Annotated in this window: 29 protein-coding genes and 2 pseudogenes; 4 read left to right on the top strand and 27 right to left on the bottom strand. The window is 41.4% G+C overall.

The window, feature by feature from the left end; all coding sequences use genetic code 11:
- Positions 1 to 3: 3 nt before the first annotated feature.
- The 9 genes from LQ188_RS09820 to LQ188_RS09780 form a co-directional block, all read right to left on the bottom strand.
- Positions 4 to 387: a DnaJ family domain-containing protein gene (locus tag LQ188_RS09820; RefSeq protein WP_101222986.1), complete on the bottom strand. Its 384-nt coding sequence runs from the start codon at positions 385 to 387 to the stop codon at positions 4 to 6.
- A 439-nt stretch (positions 388 to 826) separates the two neighbouring features.
- Positions 827 to 2707 (bottom strand): immunoglobulin-like domain-containing protein, encoded by a 1881-nt coding sequence (locus LQ188_RS09815; RefSeq protein ID WP_230176723.1) that lies wholly within the window; start codon positions 2705 to 2707, stop codon positions 827 to 829.
- Positions 2708 to 2886: 179 nt separating this feature from the next.
- Entirely contained in the window at positions 2887 to 3300 is a 414-nt protein-coding gene (locus LQ188_RS09810; protein WP_101222988.1) for a DUF4064 domain-containing protein, read from the bottom strand.
- Between the two features lie 170 nt (positions 3301 to 3470).
- Positions 3471 to 3644, bottom strand: coding sequence for a hypothetical protein (locus tag LQ188_RS09805; RefSeq protein ID WP_157831021.1), 174 nt, complete (start codon positions 3642 to 3644; stop codon positions 3471 to 3473).
- A gap of 205 nt (positions 3645 to 3849) precedes the next feature.
- Entirely contained in the window at positions 3850 to 5298 is a 1449-nt protein-coding gene (cobA, locus tag LQ188_RS09800) for a uroporphyrinogen-III C-methyltransferase (RefSeq protein ID WP_230176722.1), read from the bottom strand.
- 13 nt (positions 5299 to 5311) lie between these two features.
- Positions 5312 to 6127: a uroporphyrinogen-III synthase gene (locus LQ188_RS09795; RefSeq protein ID WP_230176721.1), complete on the bottom strand. Its 816-nt coding sequence runs from the start codon at positions 6125 to 6127 to the stop codon at positions 5312 to 5314.
- 370 nt (positions 6128 to 6497) lie between these two features.
- A complete protein-coding gene (locus LQ188_RS09790; protein WP_157831022.1) occupies positions 6498 to 6770 on the bottom strand; it encodes a hypothetical protein in 273 nt (90 codons plus the stop codon).
- A gap of 140 nt (positions 6771 to 6910) precedes the next feature.
- Positions 6911 to 7621: a DsbA family oxidoreductase gene (locus tag LQ188_RS09785; protein WP_101222992.1), complete on the bottom strand. Its 711-nt coding sequence runs from the start codon at positions 7619 to 7621 to the stop codon at positions 6911 to 6913.
- 74 nt (positions 7622 to 7695) lie between these two features.
- Positions 7696 to 8151: an Rrf2 family transcriptional regulator gene (locus LQ188_RS09780; protein WP_230176720.1), complete on the bottom strand. Its 456-nt coding sequence runs from the start codon at positions 8149 to 8151 to the stop codon at positions 7696 to 7698.
- Positions 8152 to 8329: 178 nt separating this feature from the next.
- On the opposite strand from LQ188_RS09780, the pseudogene LQ188_RS09775 reads away from it, so the two are divergent.
- A pseudogene (locus LQ188_RS09775) lies at positions 8330 to 8419 on the top strand (EamA family transporter); the annotation flags it as partial.
- Between the two features lie 198 nt (positions 8420 to 8617).
- Here the strand turns inward: LQ188_RS09775 and LQ188_RS09770 are convergent.
- Positions 8618 to 9058 (bottom strand): ferritin-like domain-containing protein, encoded by a 441-nt coding sequence (locus tag LQ188_RS09770; protein WP_230176719.1) that lies wholly within the window; start codon positions 9056 to 9058, stop codon positions 8618 to 8620.
- 121 nt (positions 9059 to 9179) lie between these two features.
- Between LQ188_RS09770 and LQ188_RS09765 the strand changes: the two are divergent.
- Positions 9180 to 9326, top strand: a pseudogene (locus LQ188_RS09765) (hypothetical protein); the annotation flags it as partial.
- Here LQ188_RS09765 and LQ188_RS09760 read toward each other — a convergent pair.
- The 5 genes from LQ188_RS09760 to LQ188_RS09740 form a co-directional block, all read right to left on the bottom strand.
- Positions 9297 to 10061 (bottom strand): TIGR03943 family protein, encoded by a 765-nt coding sequence (locus tag LQ188_RS09760; RefSeq protein ID WP_101222995.1) that lies wholly within the window; start codon positions 10059 to 10061, stop codon positions 9297 to 9299. The pseudogene LQ188_RS09765 and the gene LQ188_RS09760 overlap by 30 nt on opposite strands.
- Positions 10061 to 11071 (bottom strand): permease, encoded by a 1011-nt coding sequence (locus LQ188_RS09755; RefSeq protein WP_230176718.1) that lies wholly within the window; start codon positions 11069 to 11071, stop codon positions 10061 to 10063. Before LQ188_RS09755 ends, LQ188_RS09760 begins: the two co-directional genes overlap by 1 nt.
- A 116-nt stretch (positions 11072 to 11187) precedes the next feature.
- Positions 11188 to 11856 carry a YdeI/OmpD-associated family protein gene (locus LQ188_RS09750; RefSeq protein WP_230176717.1) on the bottom strand — a complete coding sequence of 223 codons (669 nt, stop codon included), beginning with the start codon at positions 11854 to 11856 and terminating at the stop codon, positions 11188 to 11190.
- A 146-nt stretch (positions 11857 to 12002) separates the two neighbouring features.
- Entirely contained in the window at positions 12003 to 13166 is a 1164-nt protein-coding gene (locus tag LQ188_RS09745; RefSeq protein WP_230176716.1) for an MFS transporter, read from the bottom strand.
- Positions 13167 to 13181: 15 nt separating this feature from the next.
- Positions 13182 to 13937, bottom strand: a complete 756-nt coding sequence (locus tag LQ188_RS09740; protein WP_101222999.1) for an SDR family oxidoreductase — start codon at positions 13935 to 13937, stop codon at positions 13182 to 13184.
- Positions 13938 to 14193: 256 nt separating this feature from the next.
- Here LQ188_RS09740 and LQ188_RS09735 point away from each other — a divergent pair, with 256 nt between their 5' ends.
- Positions 14194 to 14880 carry a TetR/AcrR family transcriptional regulator gene (locus LQ188_RS09735; RefSeq protein WP_230176715.1) on the top strand — a complete coding sequence of 229 codons (687 nt, stop codon included), beginning with the start codon at positions 14194 to 14196 and terminating at the stop codon, positions 14878 to 14880.
- 358 nt (positions 14881 to 15238) lie between these two features.
- Positions 15239 to 15742 (top strand): DinB family protein, encoded by a 504-nt coding sequence (locus LQ188_RS09730; protein WP_101223001.1) that lies wholly within the window; start codon positions 15239 to 15241, stop codon positions 15740 to 15742.
- A 177-nt stretch (positions 15743 to 15919) separates the two neighbouring features.
- Here LQ188_RS09730 and LQ188_RS09725 read toward each other — a convergent pair whose 3' ends face one another.
- The 12 genes from LQ188_RS09725 to LQ188_RS09670 all read right to left on the bottom strand — a co-directional run bounded on the left by LQ188_RS09725 (position 15920) and on the right by LQ188_RS09670 (position 26337).
- Positions 15920 to 16732: an ABC transporter permease subunit gene (locus tag LQ188_RS09725; protein WP_230176850.1), complete on the bottom strand. Its 813-nt coding sequence runs from the start codon at positions 16730 to 16732 to the stop codon at positions 15920 to 15922.
- Between the two features lie 59 nt (positions 16733 to 16791).
- Positions 16792 to 17577: an ABC transporter permease subunit gene (locus LQ188_RS09720; RefSeq protein WP_230176714.1), complete on the bottom strand. Its 786-nt coding sequence runs from the start codon at positions 17575 to 17577 to the stop codon at positions 16792 to 16794.
- Positions 17567 to 18355, bottom strand: coding sequence for a phosphonate ABC transporter ATP-binding protein (phnC, locus tag LQ188_RS09715; RefSeq protein ID WP_230176713.1), 789 nt, complete (start codon positions 18353 to 18355; stop codon positions 17567 to 17569). The genes LQ188_RS09720 and phnC overlap by 11 nt, the downstream gene beginning before the upstream one ends.
- Positions 18356 to 18382: 27 nt before the next feature.
- Positions 18383 to 19417: a phosphate/phosphite/phosphonate ABC transporter substrate-binding protein gene (gene phnD / locus LQ188_RS09710; RefSeq protein WP_230176712.1), complete on the bottom strand. Its 1035-nt coding sequence runs from the start codon at positions 19415 to 19417 to the stop codon at positions 18383 to 18385.
- Positions 19418 to 19545: 128 nt separating this feature from the next.
- Positions 19546 to 20259 (bottom strand): ATP-binding cassette domain-containing protein, encoded by a 714-nt coding sequence (locus tag LQ188_RS09705; protein WP_230176711.1) that lies wholly within the window; start codon positions 20257 to 20259, stop codon positions 19546 to 19548.
- Between the two features lie 22 nt (positions 20260 to 20281).
- Complete coding sequence (gene phnM / locus LQ188_RS09700) at positions 20282 to 21460, bottom strand: phosphonate metabolism protein PhnM (RefSeq protein ID WP_230176710.1); 1179 nt, start codon at positions 21458 to 21460, stop codon at positions 20282 to 20284.
- Positions 21461 to 21490: 30 nt separating this feature from the next.
- Entirely contained in the window at positions 21491 to 22336 is an 846-nt protein-coding gene (locus LQ188_RS09695; RefSeq protein ID WP_101223007.1) for an ATP-binding cassette domain-containing protein, read from the bottom strand.
- On the bottom strand, positions 22337 to 23191 hold the full coding sequence (locus LQ188_RS09690) for an alpha-D-ribose 1-methylphosphonate 5-phosphate C-P-lyase PhnJ (RefSeq protein ID WP_101223008.1): 855 nt from the start codon (positions 23189 to 23191) through the stop codon (positions 22337 to 22339). It lies immediately after the preceding gene.
- Positions 23184 to 24320, bottom strand: coding sequence for a carbon-phosphorus lyase complex subunit PhnI (locus tag LQ188_RS09685; RefSeq protein WP_230176709.1), 1137 nt, complete (start codon positions 24318 to 24320; stop codon positions 23184 to 23186). The genes LQ188_RS09690 and LQ188_RS09685 overlap by 8 nt, the downstream gene beginning before the upstream one ends.
- Positions 24302 to 24919: a phosphonate C-P lyase system protein PhnH gene (gene phnH, locus LQ188_RS09680; protein WP_230176708.1), complete on the bottom strand. Its 618-nt coding sequence runs from the start codon at positions 24917 to 24919 to the stop codon at positions 24302 to 24304. Before phnH ends, LQ188_RS09685 begins: the two co-directional genes overlap by 19 nt.
- Before the next feature lie 13 nt (positions 24920 to 24932).
- Positions 24933 to 25358 (bottom strand): phosphonate C-P lyase system protein PhnG, encoded by a 426-nt coding sequence (phnG, locus tag LQ188_RS09675; protein WP_230176707.1) that lies wholly within the window; start codon positions 25356 to 25358, stop codon positions 24933 to 24935.
- 277 nt (positions 25359 to 25635) lie between these two features.
- On the bottom strand, positions 25636 to 26337 hold the full coding sequence (locus LQ188_RS09670; protein ID WP_230176706.1) for a GntR family transcriptional regulator: 702 nt from the start codon (positions 26335 to 26337) through the stop codon (positions 25636 to 25638).
- Positions 26338 to 26530: the final 193 nt, after the last annotated feature.

Below are 26530 nucleotides of genomic sequence, written 5' to 3'. Positions count from 1 at the left end.
AAATTACTTCCATTTTTCATATTGGATATCGATGCTTTCCAACTCTATTTCCCTGCGCTGCATTTTGGCTGGACAAATCGCATTATATGTACGTACTTTCTCATTTATTTCATCAATTCGTTTCATTATTTCAGATTCAGGTCCATTCATTTTTTTCAATCTAACCAATCCGGATAACTCTTCCCGAATTTCTTTTTGCCATTTTATCCAAAGCGGAAGGTAGCCGGCATCCTTGGCCTTTGCCAAGAAATTGTCATATATATTTCCCGATAACGCCGACTCCGGAAGCGGTTTTCCAAAGCCAGGATTATTCTTCAACCCGCCGTCACGTTCATATTCCTTAAAAATCTGATCCATCCAGTTTACATGCCCGTGTTCTTTGCCCATAAACAATCCCCCTTCAGATCACTTCATGTTACATCTATTTACAATTATAACATTTTTATCAATATCCACTCCACCCTGAAAGACACTTTCTACTATTATATATGCATACCTTTCAGCCAAATACATTTAGACATCAAAAAAGGATTCCCTATGACGGGAATCCTACAGACTGTAAACAAACTCGTTGAAAATCAAGTTTATCTACAGTTTTTATGAGGGTTTGTAAAATCTCGGATGTCGATTGAAACGTAGGGCACTCGCAATCCGCGGGCGGTCCGTTAGCCTCCTCGGCGCTTTTGCGCCTGTGGGGTCTACCCTCGACTCGCTTTTCCAGCAGGAGTCTCGCACACCCGCTCCAATCAACTTTTTTTGAAATTTAGATAAACCCTTGCCTACAAATTCAAGGATTCCCCCTATTGCGGGAATCCTTTTTTGCCATCTATTTAACTGTGATTTTCCTTTTTACTTCTGCCTTGTTCTTCGATTTATCCGTAACTGTGTAAGTCAATGTATAGTTACCTTTTTTCTTCGTATTCACAGTCCCTGTTATTTTAATCTTACTTGTTAAACTTCCATCAAGATTATCTTTCGCAGATACACCTGATTTAGGATTGAATGTCGAGTTATAGGCAATGGTTTTGCTTTTGGCACCGGAAATGACCGGCTTGGTGCTGTCTACCGTAATCTTTCTTGTGACTGTCGCAGTATTTTTCGATGAATCAGTGATTGTATACTTTAATGTATACGTTCCCTTTTTCTTCGTATTCACCGTACCTGTCACTTTGATTTTACTTGTCAAGTTGCCATCAAGGTTATCTTTCGCAGAAACACCTGATTTAGGGTTGAATGTCGAATAATAGGCAACTGTCTTACTATTGGCTCCCGAGATGACTGGCTTGGTGCCATCAATCGTGATCTTCCTTGTAACTGTCGCTGCATTTTTCGATGAATCGGTGACCGTATACTTCAATGTATAGGTCCCCTTTTTCTTCGTATTGACTGTACCCGTGACTTTGATTTTACTAGTCAAGTTGCCATCGGCATTATCCTTGGCACTCACGTTCGTTTTTGGACTGAATGAAGAATTAAGTTTGATGGTTTTATTCCCGGCACCTGAAATCACTGGCTTGACTTGATCATAAACAGTTATTTTCCTTGTGACCTTGGCAACATTCCCAGCCTTGTCGGCTACCGTATAAATCAAATTATAGGTGCCCACTTTCTTGGTATCCACCTTACCTTCAACACGTATGACACTCGTTAAGTCACCATCTTTATCATCCTTCGCCTTTATGCCGGTTTTAGGATTGAAGGTTGAGTTGAATGGTATCGATTTACCGGCAGCTCCTGAAATCACAGGCATATCCGTATCCTTGACAATCGATGGCCCATTGGAGATGTAAGCCGATGAAACATACCCCTTAATACTGTTGTCTTCCGTTTGTACGGGGTAAAAGACAAATTTATTTCCCGTAGATTCGTGATAATCAAAATTCCCTGTGATGATCATGCTTGTATTTGGTGGCACACGTACTGCACCTGCCGTAGTGCTTATTTCTTTCCTGATATTCGCACTGGATGTCGTCACAACTTTGTCTCCTGCCTTGAACCAATAAACGGAGTCATGCGTTTGATCTGTCAGTGTGTATTCAAGATTTTTAAAGATGATATTTTCGGTGCTTTCCCGGTCATATTGAAAGTCCGTTGTTTTGAATGGATATTTTGCCAGTTTTGTGCCATCCAAATAACTTTGTTTTTCTATCTCAGCAAAAACTTCCTCTTGGTAGGCACTCGCATTTCTTTGTCCGTTTTCCTGGTAAAGAGGACTGTTCACCGGTTTTGTCCCATTGTATGCCATGACAGGGAAATACCAATTTTCGATGACCCTGCGTCCTGCACCTTTGATCTTCGGCAAATCACTTCTTGAATACATGCCACTCAGGACCTTGACGCCTGCCTCGATATTGTAGACTATATCATTTTCCAGCTTTTTCTGATCATATCCAGTTTTATTGGTAAGCTGCATTAGACCGATACCGCCATCGTCGGATTTAATCGGCTTACCGTCCTCATTAAATTGCCTCCAATCCCCGTTTTCCTGTGTAGCCACCGCTTTTACCACTTCAGGGGGGATTTCAGCCTCTATTGCTGCATTCGTCAGTAAGCAGTTAATCTGCTTATGGGAAGGATTTTCATTGGGTTGAATCTCACCGAATGATGAACACGCATTGGTTATACCAGACTCCGCAAAAGCCTGTCCATTGAACAATCCGAGAGTTAAACAGGTCAGTGCCCCAACCTTCAATAATGGTATTTTCATTGATCGAACTCCAGTCTATTTATATTTATATCTATAATAATAGTAACATATAGACTGGTTATTGCAGGTATAAAAAGGGATATCCTCCTATAATATCCTTACAGCAAATAAAGGAGCTTACCCGCATTTTCGGGCTAGCTCCTTTATTTTCAAATCACAGAACTATGTATGGTGTCGTATTATACGATCACTTCCACCGTTTCCCTCGGCTTCCTTACAAGGCACATGATTCCCGGTACGATGAAGAAGATAAGCGGCCAAACATGAAAAATCGTCAGAATGCCCGTAATGATCAATAAGATTCCGGCTCCCTTCGCTTTACCGCCTTTTAATAGAAAGATAGCGATCAAACCGCCTGCCAAGGCAATGAACAGCGATATGATTCCAGCCCATAATAAGCCCATGAAAAATTTGACTGACATATCTATCTCAGATGAAGAAAACTCCTGAGAATCTGTCATTAATGAGTAGTCCACCATTTCTTTCAAATCGATACTGTTGAGATAAACGGCCGTTATGATCGTCACGATTAAAAAAATTGCAGCGATGCTCACGCCTATGATACTTAATACGTATTCCCATGTCCGTTTCATTTGCTTCGCCTCCCTGGAAAAGTCACTTATATATAATACCCAATCCGGGAAGGAATAAAAGACTTTTATTCTTTACTTCTTAAAATCTTACGAGCGTCCATTTGGCAAGGCTAATCCAATCTACCCCTGCCATAACTCGCAAACAGGAAACCGACCCGGAGATACGGCCGTCACTCATCCTTCTTTTTCAATCGTTCATTTAATTCATCTCTTTTATTTTCAAGGTTATTCATTTTTGTCATATGTTTTATAAAGAAACGGATCGACTTCACAACCATTACGAATAGCAGAACTAGCAGGGCAAGGTAGAATAATTGCCATAAAATATCAACAATATTAAACATTAAGTCACCCCCTGTCTATGAATGGTAAACATCAATTTTGGCCAATAAAAGCAGTAAGTGATGCCTTTTTAAACTTTCCTCATTTTGTTATGGCCCGTAATTAAATGATAACACGATAGACCATAACACTGAATGCAAACAACAGTTCTGCAGGAATGATTAACGAAGCCCCATCAAAGGAAATAGACTCTGTTATTATCAGAGCCTAAAAAACATACCTATTCACGATTAACTCCACCAATTGTTCGACAGACGGTTCATTGGGCATCATATCCAATGTAAATCCATAGTCTTTAAGTCTATTGCCGGTACTTTCCCCGATTACCCCAATGGAGGCTTGATTTAGCAGCCCTTCAACATCCACGTCTGCCTTGTTCCCATATTGCATCAGCATATCAACAGAATGCCGATTCGAAAAAAGCACCGTTCCGACAGCTTTCCCGTCCAGCATTCTCGGAAGGATTTCAAGGAATCTTTCATCGACGAATTTATCGATTGATTGAAAATAGTCTCCGTCCCCATGGGCCAGATCTCTTTGATCTCTGTTTCGATCTCCGACAACCAACAGTGTTCCGGCTTCCGCCATCTCGGATTTGAGTTCTGCCATCAGTCCCCGTTGCTGTAAAGCCTTTTTTGATTTCCTTGATAACACATAAAGTTTCGAAGAAATCCGTCGGAAATCAATAGCATGTTCAGTGAGTGAATCCAAGAATCCATGGACACTTTCGGGGGAAGTGAAGAGTATTCGATCATACGAAAGAAAAGAGAGCAGCTGACTTTCTTCCATTTTCACTTTTGCCGCATTCCATTTAGGAAACTCGATGACTTCGCCGCCAAGTTCATGCAGGGCTTCTGCCAAGGAACTCTTTGCCGTTCCGGTCCGGGCCACTAAAAACCGCTGTCCATATAGTGGCTTCTTTTCGAACCATTGCAGTTTGCCCCTTAGTGAAATGATATCCCCGACCAAGGTGATCGCAGGATTGCCAAGCGACCTTTCACTTACCCTTTCGACGATATCAGCCAAGGTCCCCTCGACACTTTCCTGACTTCCATATGTGCCCCATTGGATAACGAGTGCCGGCGTGTTCCCCGGCTTTCCATGATTGATCAAATTTTCACGGATATAAGGAAGATTGGCCACACCCATATAAAAGGCGACCGTATCTATACTTTTCACAAGCCCGTTCCAATCTATATCCTTCTTCGTTCGGTCATGGCCCGTCACCATCGCAAAGGAGCGTCCGAAATCCCGATGTGTGACGGGTACTCCTGCGTATATCGATGCAGCAATGCTGGACGTAACCCCCGGAATGACTTCGAATGGGATTCCCTCATCCTTCAACGATTCCGCTTCCTCCCCGACTCTTCCAAAAACGGCAGGGTCACCGCCTTTCAAACGGACGACCCGCTGCCCTGCCTGTGCTTTGGAAACAAGCAGCTCATTGATTTCCCCTTGACTGATGCCAGTAGCATAAGGTGTCTTGCCACAATATATCAATTCACACTTGAGGGTGGCAGCCTCCAACAGTTTGGGATTTAGCAATCTGTCATACAAAATGACGTCCGCTTTTTCAATCGCTTTTTGACCCTTTACGGTAATCAGGCCCATATCACCCGGACCTGCACCCACAAAATAGACCTTGCCATTGGCCATGCTGAACTCACCCCTATCTGCTTGCTATTCCCTGATAATATTTCACCAGCTCCACCATTGCACTGCCCATCCGTTGATCTTCAGGATAAATGACCCGCTCGATCCCTTCATCGATTACCACCTGCGCCGTTACCTTTCCGACCGCAAGAGCAATTACACCTGATGCAAACAGGTCGGCTATCTTATCCTCCACACCTTGTTCACGGACAAATCTCATTAAATTTCGCGGCTGCGGTGCACTCGTGAACACAACCGAATCGATTTTGCCTTCAAGGAGTTCTTGGATCAGCTGCTGCATCGTTTCCTTTTCGGGCGGTATATGTTCATATGGCAGGATTTCTTTATGCTCCACTTTTTGTTCATCCAACCAGTTCATCAAAAGTGGAGCCGGATCGCCGTGAAGCTGCAAAGCGACCTTTACACCTCCTGGCAGATGGCCTTCCAGATTGCGAACAAGCCCTGCCGTACTGCCATCATCATCACGGATTAATGGCTGCAGGCCAAGCTTTTTCAGCATATTCACCGTTTTATAGCCCCTAGCTGCAATTTTCATAGACTGCAAGGCTTCTACGAAACGATCTCCCGCTTCCATCTTCACGGCCGTTTTATATAATAATTCCGTCCCCACTCCCGTCGTGAGGATAATCCAATCGAACTCCCCTTCCATCAACCGGGTGACATCCTCTTCCAAATGGGAATCATCAAGGAATACCGTCCCCTGTGCCGGGCGAACGAGCGGGACTCCCCCAAGATTTTGAACGATTTTACTAAGTTCTTCCGTCTTCCTTGCTCCCAATAAAGCAACGGTCCTGCCATTAAGCTTACTCATCCATGCCCCTCCTATATGTACATTCAATTAAATCCATCTCACCCATTATACAAATTTTCAGTCTTTGAAACTATAAAAAACCAATTCCATATCAAAATCAACGCTTTTTCTTTCTTTTATCCTATATGAAATCAATCGAAAGATGAATTAGCAGCACCTTGCTTTTTTTAGTCCCACCCTCGTAAGTTTCGGGCTTTTACTCGTGAGTTTGGAGCAAATACTCGTGAGTTTCCAAGAAAGTAAAACTGATCTGGAGTTCACTCCAGGTTGTATACTGTGTTCATCATTTAAAAATAATTATGTAAGGGGATATAGTTTGCCTGAACACCGGCAATAAAAAAGCTGCCATCAGGACAGCGATTTACTTTTGTTAATTCTTGTTTAGTGCCCTTTGGGCAATATGTTTCTGTTCTTTTTTCACAAAAACATCATATTGAGTGGTTTCATCGCGATTTTGAAAGCTTTCAGAGCCTAAATTCATAGGCGTTTTCGTTTTGAATTGTATCCCTTCCCTTTCCAATTTCGCAACCGCCTTAAAATAATTTTCATTCCCGAATGCTGAATAAATACATGTCCAATATTTATAGGAAATTAGTTTGGCAGTTACTGCACATGCAATCACGAAGACTAGTATTCCAATCATTATATACACCATTTAGCTCCCTTTCATTTCGGACTTTTTTGAAAAGCCATCCTGTACACTATATTCTTTGCCATATATAACATTTCCTTTTTAAGTAAAAAAGGAGACCCCAGTTTCGGGTCTCCTTCTTCATATCTTCATTATTTTTCCGGCACGTTACATGAATCGTCCGTACAAGCGTCGCCTGTTGCTGGATCATTCACGATCGTAAGCGGATTTTCCTCAGCCCATACTTTTTTTAGCGTATCTAGGAACGCTTCTGTTGGCTGGGCACCAGAAATTCCATACTTGCGGTTAATGACGAAGAATGGCACTCCTGTAATACCAAGCAGGCTTCCTTCTTGCTCATTTCCCCTAACCTCAGCAGTGAATGCCGTTCCTGCCAGCATGGCCTCCGTCTCGGACTTTTCAAGGCCAACCTCTTCAGCCAAACTAGCCAATGTAGCGTGATCTCCAATATGTTTGCCTTCCGTAAAGTAAGCTTTAAATAGGCGTTCATTCATTTCTTTCTCTTTACCTTTTGATTCAGCAAAATGCATCAAGCGGTGGGCATCGAACGAATTCGTTAAGACCACTTTGTCCAAATGATAATCGAGTCCCAATTCTTTGGCCTGTTGAGTCAGGTTTTGGCTGTTTGCTTCCACCTGTGCTTGAGACATGCCGTATTTCTTGGCCAGCATTTCATTTTGAGTCATATTGATATCCCGTTCAGCTTCTGGGTTCAACTCAAAACTCCGAAATGAAACCTCTACCTGTTCTTTATTTTCAAACTGCTTTAACGCCTCTTCGAATCGACGCTTTCCTATATAACAGAACGGACATTGATAATCCGACCAAATTTCCACCTTCATGTAAATACCTCCTTATTTCAAATGCAATCGCATTAAGCACATTATATATTCCTAGGTATCCTCTTGCAAGGATATTACCCTAGACACTCATTTTCAAAATTGGTAAAGTCGACTTTTTTCATGAATTCTTCCAATGTATAGCCCTTTAGCAGGCGCAATGTTTCCTTTTCGGCTTCGTTCATGATCTCCTCCAAAGCCGTATCCAGCTGTTTCACGACTTCACCGCATTCGCTCGTTTCCATACAAACAAGACATTCCGGCCGTACCGCTTGATACACATCGGCCAAAGTCAGCTGAGAGGCAGGCACCTTCAAGCTGTATCCGCCTTCCCGCCCTTCCTTTGTTTCGACGATCCCCTCAGCTGCAAGCTGAGCCATCACCCTTCTTAAAAAAGTGGCATGTGACTTCACCTTTAAAGCGATTGCCGAACTTGTCAGGAGCTTTTCGCTTTGTGCGAGCCAAACCAGAGAGTGAATGGCAATAGCGAACCGCGGCGGCCCAATTTGATTGTTTCGATTACCTGAAGACAAGATTATCCCCCCTTATACTCTTATCCATTGTAAGGCCATTATACTATGTTACGTTCTCTCGAACAAATAGGCCCCTTTGACTTAATAGGCACAATCATATAGTCTGAATAGTAAATCTTTATTACAGGATAACTTCCATGAAGGAAAATACCCCTATTTACTCGTCATCCTTGGGGCAATGCTTTGGGGAACGACCGGAACAGCCCAGTCATTCGCCCCCGATGGAGCCCATCCCATTGCAATAGGTGGTGCGCTGCTTGCGCTGGGGGCCGGAGCTTCATATACGGTATACAAACTGGTTAGTTAGGATTTTTTCGTAGCCCAGGTGAAATCGTCAAAGAAATGATTCCGCATAAGAGCCGACTCCGATCCATTACATGGGGATATTGATGAACCAGGAGCTGTCCTAAAGTGAAAAAAAGTCAGGATAATCTCCTGGCTTTTTTTCACTTTACTTACTATTGAATCAGCCTTTGAGTTTTACTAAGTAAAACAAAAACCAGACGGCATGGTTTTGTTCATCCGCGGCAGCACGCCGGAACGCCTTTCTAATGGTTCTATCAGCCGCACCATCTGCGACATCCTGATAAAAATCTACTGTTTCCTGTTCATCTTGAACGGCAAATTCCAATCCAGCTGCATAGGAGTCCGGGCATGGTTCCGTCACTTTAGGCTGTGGCTGCATCCCGGTCAAGCTGTTGTATATCCGGGTGAATGCTTGAAAATGTTTTATTTCATCTTCCCTTATTTCAATGATTTGTTTCCTCTGCTTTTCATCCGGCGCTAATGCTGCCAATTTCTCATAACACTGGATGGCACTGTACTCGCCATTTATCGCCTTTTCAAGCTGAATCAACATATCCTGCTGTCTGTTCCAATCACCTTCATACATATCATGCCCATACATGGCATAACCCCTCTCTGTTCTTTATCCCATATAGTATGAATAACAGAGAACCAGGTGCCCATCAAATAAATATTTGCCTTCAAAATATGAATTTGAAGAGAATTCTCACCGCCCACGTTTTCTGCCATTTGGCTGTATAAATAAAAGAGGAATGGGATCTTATGATGGAATATATGGCTTTAAGGCCTTTTTACATGAAAAGGGTGTCTTCGTACAGGCAAAACACCCCTTTCAACTTCTACTGAATGATTTGTACATTTTCATATAAATAAGCTTCTTCGGGTGCCTTTATTTTATTCGACTCTTTTAAATCGATCACCGGTACGGGTTCCCCTTTATAGCTTCCTTTTTTTAATGTTCCTGTAATCGTATACCAATCATTCGTCTTCATTCCTTCCACATTCCCGTTTACCATATATCCGTATAACGTCGCATCGACCACACAGCAGGACATGGAGAGGCGGGAGATGGCCATTTGTTTTTTTGTAAATGTATCCTCACGGTATATGAACCCCGAAATCTCTATTTCCTTACCCTCTATCGTATCGAGGTTGTTCAGTAAATCATCCAGCACTTCAAAATAATTATCATCGGTTACGGAGATTTTCTCCCCATTCGCATGTTTCCCTGAATCATAAGAACTTACCATCTGTGCCTGCTGCTTCGCCATCCCTCTTTTCGCCAGCACTTCCCCGCTTAATGTAAAATCGGTCAAGGTGAAGCCAAGAAGAATCGGAATGAAGAACAAACTATATTTCAGGACCAGTGCGGACGAGGAAGACTCTCCCTTCGATCCGCAATCACAATGTTGTTCACCCTGTTTTTGTTTTTTCATTCGGAGAAGGCTGATCACTAAAAAAGCAAAAAGCGCTGCCAATGCATATGGAACCATTTTGGGTGCAATCAATTTCGTTAAATATCCTGAAACATACAATTTAAAGATCATGAGGCCAATTCCAAGCAGCAGCAATCCTTCAAGTCTTTGGATAAAAAAACGTTTCATCAGAAGCCCCCCTTACTGATCAATCCGCCTGCAATCAGGCACAGGCTGAAGACGACTGCGAAAACAAGCAAGACATACGTGACGACGAAGCTCCGTTTAAAACAGGACATCATGATCAAAACATTTTTCAAATCCAGCATGGGGCCAAATACAAGGAAACCCAGTATCGAGCCTGGCAGAAAACTATGGGAAAAGGAGGCCGCAACGAATGCATCTGCTGATGAACAGAGTGAAAGCACAAATGCAATTCCCATCATCAACGCCGTGCCTTTTATTGGCGCTTGACCAATATCGGCCATTACAGATCGATCCATGAACACTTGAAATACACTGGCAAACAAGGTCCCGATGATAAAGTATCTTCCGACCATAAAAAATTCCTGTGAAGTATGATCAATAAAGCTTGTCCATTTACTGGACTGACTATCATGTTCATGCCCATGTACCAGTTCCAGCTTGTCCTCTTTCACCACATCTTTAGTGCTGAATAAATGAATAAATAAACCTGCGATTATGGCCGTCAGGACACAAAGAATGATTCTTCCATATAGAATGGAAGGTTTATTTTGGAACGCATAATAAGTTGAGCCGAACACAATGACATTCAATATTGGGGCTGTTACGAGCAAGACCACACCTGCATGGACCGGGACACCTTTTTGAATCAATCTCCGGACGACCGGGATGATTGCACATTCGCAAACCGGAATGATAAGCGCTGCCGCTATCGATGCAAAAATGGCGGTCAGGGGTCTTTTTGGTATCATCCGTTGAATGATTTCTTCACTGATGAACAGCTGGATGAACGATGAAGCAATGGCCCCGAGGAACAGGAAAGGAATCGATTCTAAAAACAATCCCAAAAACACGACGAATACAGAGTGAAGCATCGGGTAGCCCGAGAAATCAATCGCTTTGGGAATGAATACATCTCCTAGAAAAAAGAATGCCAGCAGCAAAAACAGCAGTATCACTAACAGCAAATTTCCCGTGTAGCGTTTCAAAAGCATATTTAACCACCTCGCAAATCATAATTATTACGATTTAAGTTTGGATTCGGTCTAGTATATGCTTTTGATAGGATGATCAGAACAAGAAAAAAGAGAATGGTAGACATTCCCCACCCTCATTTATTTCTTCGATATAGATCCCTGCTCTTGTAGCCCTCTCCTAAAATCATTTTCATTTCCTGGCGCCGTTTCACTTGGGTCGCCTCTTGTTTTGCACTATACACGTAACGGGCCCAATCCTTGCGATACCCTGGGGTAAGTGATTGATAGAACGCAAGCAAATCTGGAGAATCATGTAAATCTTTCTCAATTTCAGAAATCATTTCGATATAATCATCTACTGATTGGCTTGCTTTGGTAGATGGACGGTTTCTATTTTTCGAATCTTCTTTCAGTCCGACAACCGTAAAGACATCATCCAACCCAACCATACGTGCAAACTTCAGGTCACTCGAGCCAACATAACCTTCATCATCCGCACCAAGGCCTTGCATCAGATCATCACGATGAATATATGTAGCATAACCCTTATTCCCCTTCTTGGGGTACGCCAAATAAATATAGCCGTTTTTACTCAAATGATTCTTCTCGATTACCTTATCCACGATTCCTTTTAAAGAACCCATATCTAATACAAAGGCAAATATAAGATCATAGGCACTTTCATTAAGCTCTGTATCGTAATCCGGCAGCTCTGTTAAATAATCCGCCCCGGCTGGCAGATTCAAGACTGCTACCCGTTCATATTTATGTAAATTCAGTTTTTCGACTATTGTTTTGCCCATTGGCATTCACCATCCCAGTTCATTTTGTCTCTCTTCAGTTTATAAGCACCCCATTGCGTTAGCAACTTTCCTTATTCAAGAGAAAAAGGACGGGAAATAATGCTCCCGCCCTTTTTAAATATATTGGCTCATGCCCTTAGAAAAAATCAATTCCAGTGCCCAGCTACCTCGAGTTTCCTTTTTCCTTTGAAAGCAAGGATAATCAAAGCTAAATTGATGATTAACATGATAGCGATCGCATAGAGTACGGATGTATAGCTACCTGTGAATTCAAAGATATAACCGTATCCCGGTAAAGCGACAATACCAGCGACAGCTAAACCTACCACAGCAGAAGCATAGATTTCACTGTATTCTTTATTGCCGAACAAAGCAGTTGTAAGCAGCGGTCCCAATGTGCCGATAGATGCAACTACAAATCCATAGATAGCAATGGCCAATGTAAACATTGCTGAATTTTCCGGAATGGCTAAAAGGATTACAATTGGAACCAAACCTATTATCATCGCAAAGAGTGCTGTGTTTTTCGCTCCAATTTTATCCGAAAGAACACCGAAGGCTAAAGCACCTAATAACACACCAACCGACCAGCCTCCCATTGCATTACCCGCAAATGTAACATCATAGCCCAAGCCCATCGCAAATGGTGCAACATGCTGACCAAAGCTTCCTATTGCCGTTATAAAGAAGAAAAATAGGAGCAATGCATAAAATGCAGAGGATTTTCTTGCTACTGCTGCTGTAACCCCTTTATTAGTAACTGCTTTAGGAATTGTCTTTTCATCACTTTCAGATTCGTCTTCCCCAAGCCGCTGCATACCTTTTTGCTGAGGGGCCATCCTGATCGTTAAAAGTACGATTGGTATTACGATTGCCATCACCAATACACCTAAAATGATATACGTATTTCTCCAGCCTTGGCTATCTATTAAATTACCTGCCATTGGTTGAAGGATTGCCCCGAATAACCCGCCTGAAGCCACCATGATTCCCATCGCCAGGCCATTATGCTTTTTAAACCAATTATTGATCAATACTGGCCCAGCCATTTGGCAGACAAAAATTGATCCAATTGACATAGGGATACAGAACAAGTACCAGCCCCATACGGAATTCATTAAACCAAACATAGCAAATGATCCTGCTTGTAAAATAACTCCTATTACCAATATTGTTCTAATATCATATTTCGCCATCATTTTCCCTGCAATCGGCAGGAAAATCATGGTGACGATTGATGAAATGCTGAAGTACAAGGATAAGCTTCCCATCCCGATGCCCAAATCCTCTGACACAGGTGTCAAAAACACCCAGCTAGCATCCGCTTAACGTAGTTTAATGGAACCGCCATCCACCATGATTGTTTGACCAGTAATATAATCAGAATCCTCACTTGCCAAGAATACAGCTGTACGTCCGATGTCACTTTCAAGCTCACCAAGTCTTCTTAGCGGAATTTTCGCAAGCATGTTTTGATAATATTCTGGCTGCTCCTCTGCCCATTGAAGCATGCCTGGTGATTTGGCAATCGGGGCAATGATATTTACATTGATGCCGAATGGACCGAATTCATTTGCTGCAACACGGGTAATTCCACGGATTGCTTCTTTTGCTGCTGCATACGTACCTTGATTGACATCACCATTAATCCCGGCACCTGATGCAAAGTTAATGATTTTACCCTGTGTTTCTTTTAAGTATGGCAATGCAGCTTGCATGAAGTAGAAGGTTGGATAGAATCCGGTATTAAAGGATAAATCCAATTCTTTTTGTGTTGTGTCAGCAATGGAAGCCATTCTTGAAGCGTGTGCATTATTTACCAGGATATCAATTTTCCCGAATTTATCAGCCACTTCTTTAACGATCGAAGCCAATTTGTCATGCTCTGCAAGATTAGCTTGAATGAAAATGGATTCCGGTTGATATTCTTGTAATTCTTTTATGGTTTGGTTCCCAAGCTCTTCATTTAAATCGATGATCGCCACTTTTGCTCCTTCTTTAACGAAAGCCATGGCCATACCTTTACCAATACCGCCAGCTGCCCCAGTGATGATAGCGGTTTTCCCTTGAAGTCTACTCATTTTTCTATCCCCTTTTATACATGTATTTTTTGAAATGCAATGAACTGCTTCTCTATGCATATATCTTGCTTTTATATCAGTATCGTGAATATGCACATTAGCATGAACCAATAATATAAAACGTTGACTTGTAAGTCAATCAAAAAAAGTATTCGCTGAAAAACGAGGATAACCTCCCTTTTCTATCGAATATGTTAGTGAATGTTAAAAAGCCCCATCACTATTTTTTTTGATAAACTTATATGGTAGAGTGTTTATGGACAGAAAAATTTCCTACCGGTCGTTTTTTAAAAATTACCCATATGCATCAGCGATGAAATATTATTCAGCAAGTGAGGAATCAACGATGGCTCCAAAAAATGATGAACAATTTAAGATAATCCGAGATCAACGCTATGAAGAAATCAGCAGTGCTGCACTGAAGATTTTCGCACGCAAGGGCTTTGCTGCAACAAAAATCAGTGATATTACTTCATCCGTGAATTTAAGTCATGGACTGTTTTACCATTACTTCAAATCTAAAGAGAATATTTATGTTTCCATTATCATGAACGTAATGGATATGTTTATTGAAACAGTGAATGAAGCGGAAAATAGAAAAGGCACACCTTGGGATCAACTGGTTTGGTTCACTGAACTTACTTTTTCCGGTTCACCAGAGGAAGCCTTGGACCGCCGTGTTCTTGTTATTGAAGCCCAACATTCCGACACGCTCCCTGATGAGATTAAACAAGAATTGAATCAAAAATACGCCACAGCCATGAGAGGGATTGCCCGTATTATCAGTAAAGGACAGCAGGATGGAATTTTTGTGGATGGTGACCCGTTGGAACTGGCCATTTACTTCATTTCACTTAATCAAGGACTTTTATTATGGAATTCAAAAGATATCCATCCCATTAAGGTTTCCGTTAACCAAGTAATGCGTCAATTACAGGCATAAACTTAAGTAATGTGCATAGGCATTAGGGTATCAACACTCCTGAAAAAATGATTTTCCTAGAAATGCAGACCTGACTTCAGATCTGTATTTCTACCTCAAATCAAAACATTATAAATACCGATAAACAATGTCTTTTCGTTGTACTATAAGAAATATCTTTTAACGCTCTTTTTTAAATAGAAACCTGCTTAAAAGCATAGTCTCACACTCCTTCAATCATCATGAATCCACTTTAAATCAGGTGTTTTTTCCGTAGTTTTTATGCATTCTTTATGCAATCAGATATCCCTTTGTTTTTTCTTATATCAAAAAATTCAGTGATGCTTTCATATGGGGGTGTCACAAAAGGGGAGTTCTCATGAATTTTATCGAGTATGATTTGCTATTTGAATCAAGAAAACAGTTAATAGAGGAAATTACGGAGTTGGATGAAAAAATGCTCCACCATAGGCCTGTGCCTGAAGTATGGAACATCGCCCAAATTTGCCATCATTTATATCTTACGGAACAGGTTTTTACAGAAGTTATAGCAAAAGGCATTCGGGAAAGGGATTTTAATAATATCATTCAAAAAAACATTTACTTCGTTACTGATAGAACAAGGAAATTCTCATCCCCTGAGGTCATTTCACCCTCTTCAACCCCATTTCAATTATCGAGCCTTATGGATTTGCTGGCAGAATCAAGAGATCGATTATTACAGGTTCTTTATGATATGGATTCAGATATCTTGTTGAACAGAAAGAAAGCCAAGCATCCCCTGTTCGGGGACCTCTCATTGGATCAATGGATAGAATTATTATCCTTACATGAACAAAGGCATATCAAACAGATACAAGAAATAAAGTCCTCCCTTATATAAGCCATTCAATGACTCCATTAGTAATCAGCCGGGTATAGCCTTTAAGTCGATTTCCAATAAATAAAGAGACCACTTCATTTTGTGGTCTTCTTTCATGCTTACTATGAAACGAACATGACTGTCAGGGGCTGCACCAAATTGTTTGATGGGCATAACCCATATTTAACCATTCCGGTATCAAGATGATACTTTTAGTTTCCTTTTGATTTGTGTTGCGAAGATTTCAAGACAGATTGCAATTATCAGGATAAAATAAGTGATTGCTCCAATTTCACTCAAGTCAAAGTAAAATCCACTTGCCATGAACATATCGAAGCCGATTCCTCCTGCGCCTGCCGCTGCGCCCATTGCGACCGCCACTGCAAAATTGATTTCAAAGCGCATGAAGGTCCAGGAAATGATATAAGTGATCGAAGATGGAATGATGACTTGAAACACGATCTGCCACCAATTCGCACCGCTTGCTTGCAGGGCTTCTATAGCACCTTTATCAATTTCCTCGAAGGATTCCGAGTAGGCCTTTACAAGGTAACTTATGGAGTGAAACGTCATCCCTATAACTGCCGCTACACTGCCCAACCCTGCTGCGACTGCAAAGATGAGGACCCATAACACGGTAGGAACGGCTCTAATCAGGGCAACCGATCCCTTTATGATCACCGATAATGGCTTGGACGAGATATTTCCAGCCGCTAAAAGTCCCAACATCATGGCAATGATTGCACCAAATATTGTCGTCAAGAAGGCTAAACCTAATGTAATCGACACCTGATAAAGCGCTTGAGTAAAGGTAAAGTGCTTAAGATGCGGCTCCAAAAACATGGTCTTCAAATTGTCGACGGTCAATGATAACGCGTCCCACAGTTTGACATCCTTATAATCAAAACTGGCAAAAGCGTATATGGTCAAACCTGCTAGTAGGAGCACACACAACCTAATGGCGATTGAAGATTTCGAGAAGGGCTTTTTGGATAGTCGTTCAAGTAGCATTTTATCTAAATCCTGGCCAGTAGGAGAAGGAAATGGTTTGATTGGACCCTCTGCCTGCATTATAAAATCACCCTCCTCACATAATTTGAGATCAATTCAATAGATAATATCGAAATGATGATCGTAATGACGACAAGACTGGCAATGTCATAACTCAAGTTTTTATAATAAAGATTAAACGTAAAACCAATACCCGATCCTGTAAGCAGTCCGACCAATGTTGCATTCCTGATATTCGTTTCAATCATAAAAAGTACCCAGCTGATCATTTGCGGAATGGTTGAAGGTATAACAGACTGCGAAATGACGGTTAGATAACTTGCGCCGGTTGTCTGCAAAGCCTCTACGGAACTGCAGCTCACTTCATCGATCGTTTCAATAAAAGCCCTTGTTAAAAAACCGAAAGATCCGAAAAACAAGGCAAAATAACCGGTCAAGGAACTTTGTCCAAATGAAAATAACAGAACCAACGCCCATATTGAGACATCAATATTCCTAAATAAAACTGCTATCCCACGGCTAAAACCTCCGAAAAAGGCATTCACCCTTGTCGTATTGGAACCCAATATCGCAAATACAAAGGCCAATATTCCCGCTAATGTGGTTGCAGCAACGGATATTAAAATTGTTTCTTTCAGCTTTATCAAAATGTCCGGGAGTTTGGTAAGGGAATCCTTTGTTGGATAAAAATTCGATAACGACCATTGTATGGCCTTAGGAACGGAAGTAACCCCTTTTGCGATGCTGAATTCGGTAATGATGATGGAAACAGCCGTCGCAGCCCCAATGAGCAAAAACAATACAAGTGAATTTCTTCTCTTTTTTGCAAAAACATCAGCCGACATGGGAACCTCCCAAATCAAAAATCAACTTTCCTTCATCCGATCCATAAATCTGATGGATATCATTTGAGGTTATATTTTGAGTTGTGCCATTGAAAACAACTTTGCCGCCATTCACACCGATAATTCGATCCGAATATTTCAGGGCCACATCGACTTGATGCAGGTTGACAACAACTGTGATTCCCATGAAAGAGCAGATATTCCTTAAATGATCCATGATCACCTTGGAAGAATTCGGGTCAAGAGAGGCAATCGGTTCATCGCACAATAGCAATTTAGGATTTTGGATAAGCGCCCGCGCTATACCAACCCGTTGTTTTTGGCCTCCGCTCAACTGATCGGACCTTTTATAGATTAGATCTTCCAGACCGAGAATTTGGAGAACTTTAGCAGCCTTAAGTTTCTCCTCTTCACTATAAAGGCCAAGGATTCCAGCCAGTGTAGATTTATAGCCTAAACGTCCATGGAGGGTATTTTCAATCACACTTAATCTATTTACAAGATTGTAATGTTGAAAAACCATCCCTATTTTCCTGCGTACTTTCTTTAACTCCCTTTTATTCACCTTGTATACATGATCATTATCAAAAATGATTTCTCCGCTAGAAGCATCGATCATTCTATTGATGCATCGAAGAAGAGTTGATTTCCCTGCACCGGATGGCCCTATGATCGAAACGAACTCTCCTTCTTTCACAGTGAAGTCAATATTGGATAACGCCTTTGTACCATTTCCAAAATGTTTTGAGACATTTTTCACTTCCAATAATGTTTTCATGTATGATCCTCCCACATTGTATTGCCTTTATTTAGATAATTCCCGAATTGGATTGAACCAGTCATCCTCAACTTCTACCAATCTTTCTTTTCCGCTCACCCTTTTGAATAGCCCTGATAACTTAGAGTCTTCTGGTACAAAAACTTTCTCGTTATTTGCCATTTCATCAGAAATCAACGTTTCAAGGATTTTTTCACGTGTTTCCTCACTGACTAATTCCGTGTTAACAACGAAAGGTGCATTCAAAACTGGTGTCACTGAAATGAGTGAGAATGTCTTATCTACAACTGTGTTAAAGGGTTCAGCTGCACCCTTCTTTACCTTATACACGGCACCTGCTTTATTCTCTTCCCCATCAGCCAGCTCCACATAATTTTTGACACATGTGTCACAAAAAGCTGCCACGTCCGCTTTCCCGGTCAAAAGATTTACAGCGGATCCTTGGTGTGAACCGCCATAAAGCACTTCACTGAAGAATTTATCTTTCCCGCCTTCCAATAAATCCTCGGCCTTTAATTCCTTAAACTTATCTTGCTTCGAGAAATAATCAACGATTCCTGTGGAAGGAACTTTGAAGCCAGATGTAGAGCTATTTGATACGAAAGAGAACTTTTTCCCTTGGATACCGTCTATCTTATATTCGTCGTTAGTTTTATAGTCATCTGCATTTTGAACAGCCAGCCAGCTATTATAGACTGCATCATCCAACGTACCTGATTCACCGCTTGGAACAACTAGAGGTTGAACACTATCATTTTTGTTGTTTGCTTCAATATATCCTTGTGCTCCCAGGAATGCCATATCTGCGTTTCCATTAGCAATTGCCTCGATTGCAATGTTATAATCCGTAGTGGTCTTATGTTCGACTTTCTTTCCTGTGGCATCTTCTAAGATCTTCCCGATTTCATCGCGGGCTTCCCCTAAATCTTCCCCTGATTCATTTGGCAGCCATGCTATGGTTAATGTATCATCCTCATTTGCACCTGTTGAACTACTAGAAGAGCAGCCTGTAAATACCAGCAAACTAACTAACATCAATATGGACATCATCGATTTTTTCACGTTAAATCTCCCCTCCATTTTATACAGTCTTTTCTTATTTCAGTCACTTCCCATATAACAATACCCGTACAATACTAACCTGCCGTTAACAAGGCTGAATATTCAGTAAAATTTGTGTGAATTCATCATTAAATTTTTTGAATAGCATGATTAAAACATCCATCCTGCATGCTATATTCCTTAGTTACTAACCGATTCATGAACTCCAAGTCATGAAAAATGCCCAGCATTGTCGTTCCTTCGTTCATTAGCTGTTCAAGGAGGGTTTTCACCTTCACTTTAGAATCGTGATCCAAACTTGCAGTAGGTTCATCCAACAGAAGGAGCCGCGGCCTTTTCACCATCGCTCTTGCTATATTTAACCTTAGCTTCTCTCCTCCTGAAAAAGTGGCAGGGTAACTGTCCCAAAGCTCTTTTCCTATTTCAAAGTGATTGAGGATTTTTTCTGTTTCGATATTGGCCATTTCCCTGGTTTGTCCCATTTCAAGGATGGCCCCGGTAACGAGCTGCCTTGCTGTAGTTCTTGGCATGACATTTAAAAATTGGGATACATAACCTATCTCATGCTTACGCATGTAAATCATTTCCCTTTCCGTTGCTTTTGCCAGATTGATCGCACCATAGTGGGAAGAATCATACCAGATGTCTCCTACTTGAACCCGATAAGTACCGTAAACCGATTTTAGGATCGTTGATTTGCCGCTGCCGCTCTTGCCTGTAATGCCAATGAATTCGCCTTTTTTCACTTTGATCGTAATGTTGCTGACCGCATGGATACTCTTGCGTTGATTATGTAAAATAAAAGACTTGGATAAATTATTGATCTCCAATATGTTCTCCACTTTGCCACCCGCTTTCTAGAATTTATATCCTGTAATTCGTTTTTTGAATCAATTTTCCATCTACAATCACGGTTGTTATCACAGGGAAATCACCAGAAATTTTTTCAATAATAAGTATGTCAGCCTTTTTCCCTTCGTGAATCGATCCAATTTCGTCCTCCATCTTGACTGCCTTTGCAGGATTTAACGTAACTAGCTTAAACATATCGACAAGATCCATTCCATGGTTTTCGACTAATTCAAACATTGAATGCAGAAGGGCTGCAGGGTAATAATCACTGCATAATATGTCTATGCTTCCATCCTGAATGGCTTCAGTGGCACTTAGGTTCCCGCTGTGAGAACCTCCCAAAATCACATTTGGTGCACCGGCTATAGTATACATCCCCATATCATGGGCCTTACGGGCAATCTCAAGTGTGATTGGAAATTCACTTATACTCGTTCCAAAGCTGTGAACCAATTCAAGCTTCTCTATTGAATCATCATCATGTGAGGCAACGGCAATATTGTTTTCCCTTGCCAGCAGTGCGATTTCCTTCATTCTTTCAATCGTCAGCTTTTCCTTCACTTGATGAGTCCGGATCATGACATCAATGGCTTCATCACTATAATCGTTATACCCTCTTAAAGTGTTTCGATAAATCTCTAGATGCCGATACTGCCCTTGTCCTGGAGTGTGGTCCATGAATGAAACCAGATGCACTTTCTTTTCCGTAACATATTCTCTTAGACTATCAATATCTTCCAAATTATCGATTTCATAACGGGCATGAAACCGATGACGTACTAGGTGCTTCATCTTATGTGTTTGATCAATTAAGTCAATAAGCTTCCTAACATTCTCAGGCTCCCGAATTGGCTTATATGCGTATTCAGTGGATTTATAGAGCGACAGTGAGTGGAACATGGTCGTGATCCCGTGCGTAATCAGTTCCTTTTCCGTTTCTCTTAAGCTCAAATTAAAATTCATTAAAGAAGTCGGGCGCGGCGCAGTCATATGTTCAATATAATCCGAATGGAGATCAATAAAACCGGGTGAAACATATCCGCCCATTGCGTCCAGCACTTCGATCTCAGGACTTCTTTCTATTTCTCCCACAGGTGCAATCCGGCAAATTCTATCATCCTTAATTAAGAGATCATGGTCCATCAGGATCGAGTCTTCCGTTATTATCTTTCCATTTTTAATCAGCAACAATGTCTCTTCCCCCATTTTCTTTAGTTTCTTTTACAGCAGCGAGTGTACTAATTGCTGGGTATAAGGATGCTGTGGATCTTCGAGTATTTGATCTGTTAAACCTTGTTCGATTACTTTACCCTCCAGCATAACGAGCGTACGGTCTGCAAGCATTCGGATTACGCCCAAATCATGGGAAACCAATACAATGCTAATATTCAAATCTCTTTGGAGGCCTTTAATTAAATCCAATACACTTGCTTGAACTGATAAATCCAAACCTGTGGTGACCTCATCCAATAACAGTATGGGTGGATTGTTGGACAATGCTTTGGCTATCTGGACCCGTTGCTGCATTCCGCCTGAGAAATTCCTTGGTTCTTCTTTCATTCGATGAATGGGAATATTGACTGCTTCCAGGAGCTCGGCGCCTCTTGATTCCATGCTGCCAACATGTCTGTTCCCAGCTGAAATTAACTTCTCGGCAATATTGCCTATCGAGGAGAAATCCATTTTCAACCCTAGAATCGGGTTTTGATAAACCTTTCCCATCAGGTGGTTCCGAACGTATCTTTTTTTCTGGGCAGACTCCATGAATAAGTTCTTTTTTCCATCCTCAAAGCCAGCCACATACAGTTCTCCCTCTGTCACTTCTTCGTCAAAATACAAACTTTTCATTAAAGTGGATTTGCCGCTGCCGCTTTCCCCTACTATTCCGAGAACTTCACCTTGATACAAATCAAATGTCAGATCTCTGCAGGCATAAACCGTCCCGCATTCGTGACAATAGTTTTTCGTCACTTTTCCTGATTTCATATGTTTGCATATCGAGCATCCGTCACCATACTGTTTGTTCATTTTTTTAACTGATAATACGGGCACCTCAAGCACAGACATTTAATTCACTCCCAATGATTGTTTTTGATTGACCATTTCAAGGCAATTGCTTGTATCATTGCATTGGAAATACGTTTCACCTGACTGCTCATCAACAAGTTCATCCAAAAACACATCGTTGGACCCGCAGAGAATGCAAGCATGATTTGCAAAAGACTCGATTTGAAATTCATAATCATCAAATGCCAAAGATGATACATTTGTATATGGAGGTACTGCATATACCTTTTTCTCCCTGCCTGCACCTAGCAAAATGAGCGCTTCATTATCGTCCAGCTTGGCATTATCGAATCTTGGTATAGGACTTGGTGCCATGACATACCTGTCACGAACCATCACCGGATGGTCTGCATCCGTCGCCATTATTCCGTACTTCATAATTTGTTCAAATAACATAAGCCATGCTCCACTATACTCTCTCTCAGCATGCAGCTTTTTCGTTTCATGTTCGCTCGGTTCAAAATTCCTTAAAGGTTCCGGTAACGGAACTTGAAGAATTAAAATCTGGTCCCGTTGCAGCGGCACTTCCGGCACCCTGTGTCTAGACTGGATTAAAGAGGCTTCTTTTGTGCTATCCGTTGTCCTTACCCCAGTAGTATCAGATACGAGTTTTTTTATGTTAACGGCATTAACGGATTCATCCGAGCCTTGGTCGATTACCTTAAGGACGTCATCCTTTCCAATCAATGACAATGTCAACTGCAGGCCGCCTGTGCCCCAACCACGCCCAATCGGCATTTCCCTTGAAGCGAATGGGACTTGATAACCCGGAATGGCAATCGCCTTCAGTGTCGCCCTTCTAATCTCCCGTTTCGACCCTTCATCAAAGAATGCAAAATTATAGGTCTTATTCATGCAATCCAACCTCCTGCTCTGTGGTCTTATCTTTCGACTTCCGAATGCTATCAAGCTTGGACTGGAACGTAACATAATGAGGCATCTTCAAATGGGAGATGAAGCCCGTTGATTCCACTGAATCTATATGATAAAGAACGAATTCCTCGTTGTGACTTGGAAACTCCTTGTTGGGTTTTTCCAGGCAATTATCCAAGATGCCCATTGCGATTGCTTTCGTTTCATTTTGTCCCATGCACATGCCATAGCCAACTTCAAACTCTATTTCTTTTTTGCCTTGCTCTTTCTCTACCGTAAGCGGAATGAGCATCTCTGTCTCAGTTGCTGTGAAATCCCCAATATAATAGCTATCTTCCTCTTGCCCGTCGTCCAGCAACGGGTGATCGAGATGAACTGGCAGCTGGCCTACGCGCAGCTCCCCGACTGTCGGGTGCAGTGCACCATATCCTCGAATGACTGCATAAGCAAGCGATGTCACTGCACCGGTTTGGCCTCTAGTTAAAATTTGCAGGCGTTCACTCCGCATTGAAGGAAACTCCAGACTTTTCCTTGTCACATCCTCAGGCTGCAAATCATTGTTTTCACAGCTTGCTAATAAGCCTTCACTTCTTAAGTAGTCCAAAACTTTAGGCAGAGAATTTAAATCATCTATTTGGCTCTGATATTCCGTTGAACGATTTTCTTCTTGAAAAGCCCGTAACCAGCCTTGAATGCTAATATCCGATTCATTTTCCAGCTCCGAATCTAGCAACCTATGTGTATAATCGGTTGTTGCACCTAAAATCTGCCCGCCAGGTACATCCTTAAAACTAGCTGAAATTCGCCTTTCCACCTTCATATTTTCAGAACTGATCACTCTTGAAACATGCTTTCGCGGCAAAGTGGATCGATAAGCTCTCAAGAGGAAAACAGCTTCTTCCGGATTGCCTTCAGCCTGTTTAATAGCAAGTGCAGCCAGTGATTGATCATACAAACTGCTTTCTGACATAACCTGATCAATCAACCCTCTCATCCCAGCTTCTATCTTATGCAGCTCTATAGCCGTCCCTTTTTTGACCCGTTCATACTTTAAGCGTTTGATGGATTCCTCAATCGCCTTTGTTCCTCCCTTTACTGCAACATATCCCATATAATCTCACCCCCATTTTCTCTGATTTGAGTCGTTCTCGGTAAAGCTATTAAACGATCTTGTTGATCCACAAAATACATATCGATTCCTAACGGGAATTCTATGTTTTTTTCGTTCCTTGCACCAAGCCAGACGGAGACATTCGGAAGGCTTAAGAATGATTCCTCTTGAATTCCCGGTCCTGAAAGGATCATTGAGTCCCCTTTCGTTATATCCGGCACTTCTAGAATGATCATTGCCGATTCATGGGGGTTCAACAGATTTCCTATCTTTGCTTTATTTATCGCTTCCTTCATTTGCTCCTCGGAGGCATCATGTAAAATAAAAATAAAATCCGCTTCCGGCAAATCGACAGGCTTTGAATAAGTAAGCTGATTGATCATTCTTGACACCGCCTCCCCCTCCTTTGCAATGACATTAAAAGTCACTTCAGGGTCAAGTACAGTAAGTGCAAGCAGAATAGTAGAAGATAAGCATTCCATTTGAACATCCAATGTCTTGGCTTCCCTCTCCAAAACCACTAAAGTTCCAGGTCTTGAAGTCGCCGTTACAAGCTTTCTATAAACAGTTTGTATATCATGAACTACATCCAAATTCATTGCTTTCCCCCCCTTATTGAACATCCATTGTTTCAAAGTTCACCTTGGTTCTTAAGATTGATCGATTCAGCTCTTGAAGATTTTTCTGTATATTCTTCTTCTCATTTTCTAAAGCATGTGACCATAATCTTGTTTCTCCAAGATCAGCCTGATAAGCAGCATCAATGATCGCTAAACTTTGTGCCAGCTCTTCCCGATGTCCCTTAACGATACCAATCCCGATTGAATCCTGGATTTGGACCGTGCATTCTGTCACCAGCATTTCCCCTAGATAAAACAAGCTCTTTTTTGCCGTTTCCCTTGTCTTTAGCAACACGAGGGCACTTTCTGGCTTTTGAATGACGGTAACTTTATATTTCATTGCTATTTCCTTGGCAAATTCCTTTGCAATGTCCTCAGAGCCTTGAATCAAAATCTCGGTTCTTTCCCTTCTTCTCATTCCATTGGCCTCCAATGTTTTAGTTTCAAGCTAACATCTTCAATGTATCTTGTTGCCAAGTGAACGTACGTTAAGAAAGAGTAAATCTTGTATGGGATTTGTTAAAGGGACCTACATTATTCAAATTTCGTGCTTCACTCGTGAATTCGGAGCATTTAATCGTGAGCTCCGTACTTTTACTCGTGAATTCGGGACATTTACTCGTGAGTTTCTTACTTTTACTCGTGAATTCAGGGCATTTACTAGTGAATTCGACCGATATCTGGAATGGAAGTTTTTATATAACATATGTGAAACAATCGCTCCGATAGATTATGACCGTGTGCTCAAGGACTTGATTACTTCGCTTATCCTGGCATACTGATTCCACTTGCAAAAGTGGAATTAAACTTGAACACTGCAAAATATCCCGTTCGAATAAAGTAGGAAAAATCACATTCAACGTGCTGCTGCTGGATCCGAATTCTACAAAGCCACGCTGCCGATAATATTGAAACATGGAGGTTATATCCGGACCGTCCTTTTCTATTTCAGGAAATGTTGATTTTGCTACAAAAGATGTATGAAGAGCAATCGGGAAATCGTCCATTAACCTAAGCCTGCCAATTTTAAAGACCTTGTCATCACTTTCCACTCCGAGGCTTTGAAAGATCTTCTGATCATAAGAAATTTCTTCGCAAAAAATAGTACTCGTTTGAAAGGAAAACTGAAATTCTTTCATTTTCTCGGTGAAACTAACATCTCCGGATAGAATTAACGGAATTTGTTTTTTTGTTTCCTGGACATAACTTCCTTTACCTTGCTTTGAATAGATAAAGCCTAAATCTTGAAGCTGCTCATATGCCTTCCTGACAACCATTCTTGGTACATTAAATTGATCGGCGAGTATATGCTCTGAAGGTAACTTTTTATCCGATTGAAAGGTTCCACTCTTAATTTCAGATATCAAATGATCAACTAAAAAGTTTTTTTCCGCCAACAGAAATCCCCCTTTACATATATTTTTCCTTGTTACTGTCAGTGTAATGAGAAAATATGAAGCTACCATGATTTTCTTGTAAAAAAAAAAGTCCTGGTCAATTACCAGAACGAAAGGAATGCTTATTTTATGGATTTTTCTCCATACAACATCATGTTCAGTCTTTCAAATTCCTAATCCAGCAAATGAGCAG

Source organism: Peribacillus sp. Bi134 (genome assembly GCF_918698065.1).
Lineage (GTDB): Bacteria > Bacillota > Bacilli > Bacillales > DSM-1321 > Peribacillus.
Note: the sequence above shows the minus strand (reverse complement) of the source record. Positions and strands in the feature narration are given on the sequence as shown.

What these genes read in the sequence shown, in the direction of transcription:
- LQ188_RS09820 (WP_101222986.1), bottom strand. Translation starts at nt 387, where the DNA reads ATGGGCAAAGAACACGGGCATGTAAACTGGATGGATCAGATTTTTAAG.
- LQ188_RS09815 (WP_230176723.1), bottom strand. Translation starts at nt 2,707, where the DNA reads ATGAAAATACCATTATTGAAGGTTGGGGCACTGACCTGTTTAACTCTC.
- LQ188_RS09810 (WP_101222988.1), bottom strand. Translation starts at nt 3,300, where the DNA reads ATGAAACGGACATGGGAATACGTATTAAGTATCATAGGCGTGAGCATC.
- LQ188_RS09805 (WP_157831021.1), bottom strand. Translation starts at nt 3,644, where the DNA reads ATGTTTAATATTGTTGATATTTTATGGCAATTATTCTACCTTGCCCTG.
- cobA (WP_230176722.1), bottom strand. Translation starts at nt 5,298, where the DNA reads ATGGCCAATGGCAAGGTCTATTTTGTGGGTGCAGGTCCGGGTGATATG.
- LQ188_RS09795 (WP_230176721.1), bottom strand. Translation starts at nt 6,127, where the DNA reads ATGAGTAAGCTTAATGGCAGGACCGTTGCTTTATTGGGAGCAAGGAAG.
- LQ188_RS09790 (WP_157831022.1), bottom strand. Translation starts at nt 6,770, where the DNA reads ATGATTGGAATACTAGTCTTCGTGATTGCATGTGCAGTAACTGCCAAA.
- LQ188_RS09785 (WP_101222992.1), bottom strand. Translation starts at nt 7,621, where the DNA reads ATGAAGGTGGAAATTTGGTCGGATTATCAATGTCCGTTCTGTTATATA.
- LQ188_RS09770 (WP_230176719.1), bottom strand. Translation starts at nt 9,058, where the DNA reads ATGTATGGGCATGATATGTATGAAGGTGATTGGAACAGACAGCAGGAT.
- LQ188_RS09760 (WP_101222995.1), bottom strand. Translation starts at nt 10,061, where the DNA reads ATGAAACGTTTTTTTATCCAAAGACTTGAAGGATTGCTGCTGCTTGGA.
- LQ188_RS09755 (WP_230176718.1), bottom strand. Translation starts at nt 11,071, where the DNA reads ATGCTTTTGAAACGCTACACGGGAAATTTGCTGTTAGTGATACTGCTG.
- LQ188_RS09750 (WP_230176717.1), bottom strand. Translation starts at nt 11,856, where the DNA reads ATGGGCAAAACAATAGTCGAAAAACTGAATTTACATAAATATGAACGG.
- LQ188_RS09740 (WP_101222999.1), bottom strand. Translation starts at nt 13,937, where the DNA reads ATGAGTAGACTTCAAGGGAAAACCGCTATCATCACTGGGGCAGCTGGC.
- LQ188_RS09735 (WP_230176715.1), top strand. Translation starts at nt 14,194, where the DNA reads ATGGACAGAAAAATTTCCTACCGGTCGTTTTTTAAAAATTACCCATAT.
- LQ188_RS09730 (WP_101223001.1), top strand. Translation starts at nt 15,239, where the DNA reads ATGAATTTTATCGAGTATGATTTGCTATTTGAATCAAGAAAACAGTTA.
- LQ188_RS09725 (WP_230176850.1), bottom strand. Translation starts at nt 16,732, where the DNA reads ATGCTACTTGAACGACTATCCAAAAAGCCCTTCTCGAAATCTTCAATC.
- LQ188_RS09720 (WP_230176714.1), bottom strand. Translation starts at nt 17,577, where the DNA reads ATGTCGGCTGATGTTTTTGCAAAAAAGAGAAGAAATTCACTTGTATTG.
- phnC (WP_230176713.1), bottom strand. Translation starts at nt 18,355, where the DNA reads ATGAAAACATTATTGGAAGTGAAAAATGTCTCAAAACATTTTGGAAAT.
- LQ188_RS09695 (WP_101223007.1), bottom strand. Translation starts at nt 22,336, where the DNA reads ATGTCTGTGCTTGAGGTGCCCGTATTATCAGTTAAAAAAATGAACAAA.
- LQ188_RS09690 (WP_101223008.1), bottom strand. Translation starts at nt 23,191, where the DNA reads ATGAATAAGACCTATAATTTTGCATTCTTTGATGAAGGGTCGAAACGG.
- LQ188_RS09685 (WP_230176709.1), bottom strand. Translation starts at nt 24,320, where the DNA reads ATGGGATATGTTGCAGTAAAGGGAGGAACAAAGGCGATTGAGGAATCC.
- phnH (WP_230176708.1), bottom strand. Translation starts at nt 24,919, where the DNA reads ATGAATTTGGATGTAGTTCATGATATACAAACTGTTTATAGAAAGCTT.
- phnG (WP_230176707.1), bottom strand. Translation starts at nt 25,358, where the DNA reads ATGAGAAGAAGGGAAAGAACCGAGATTTTGATTCAAGGCTCTGAGGAC.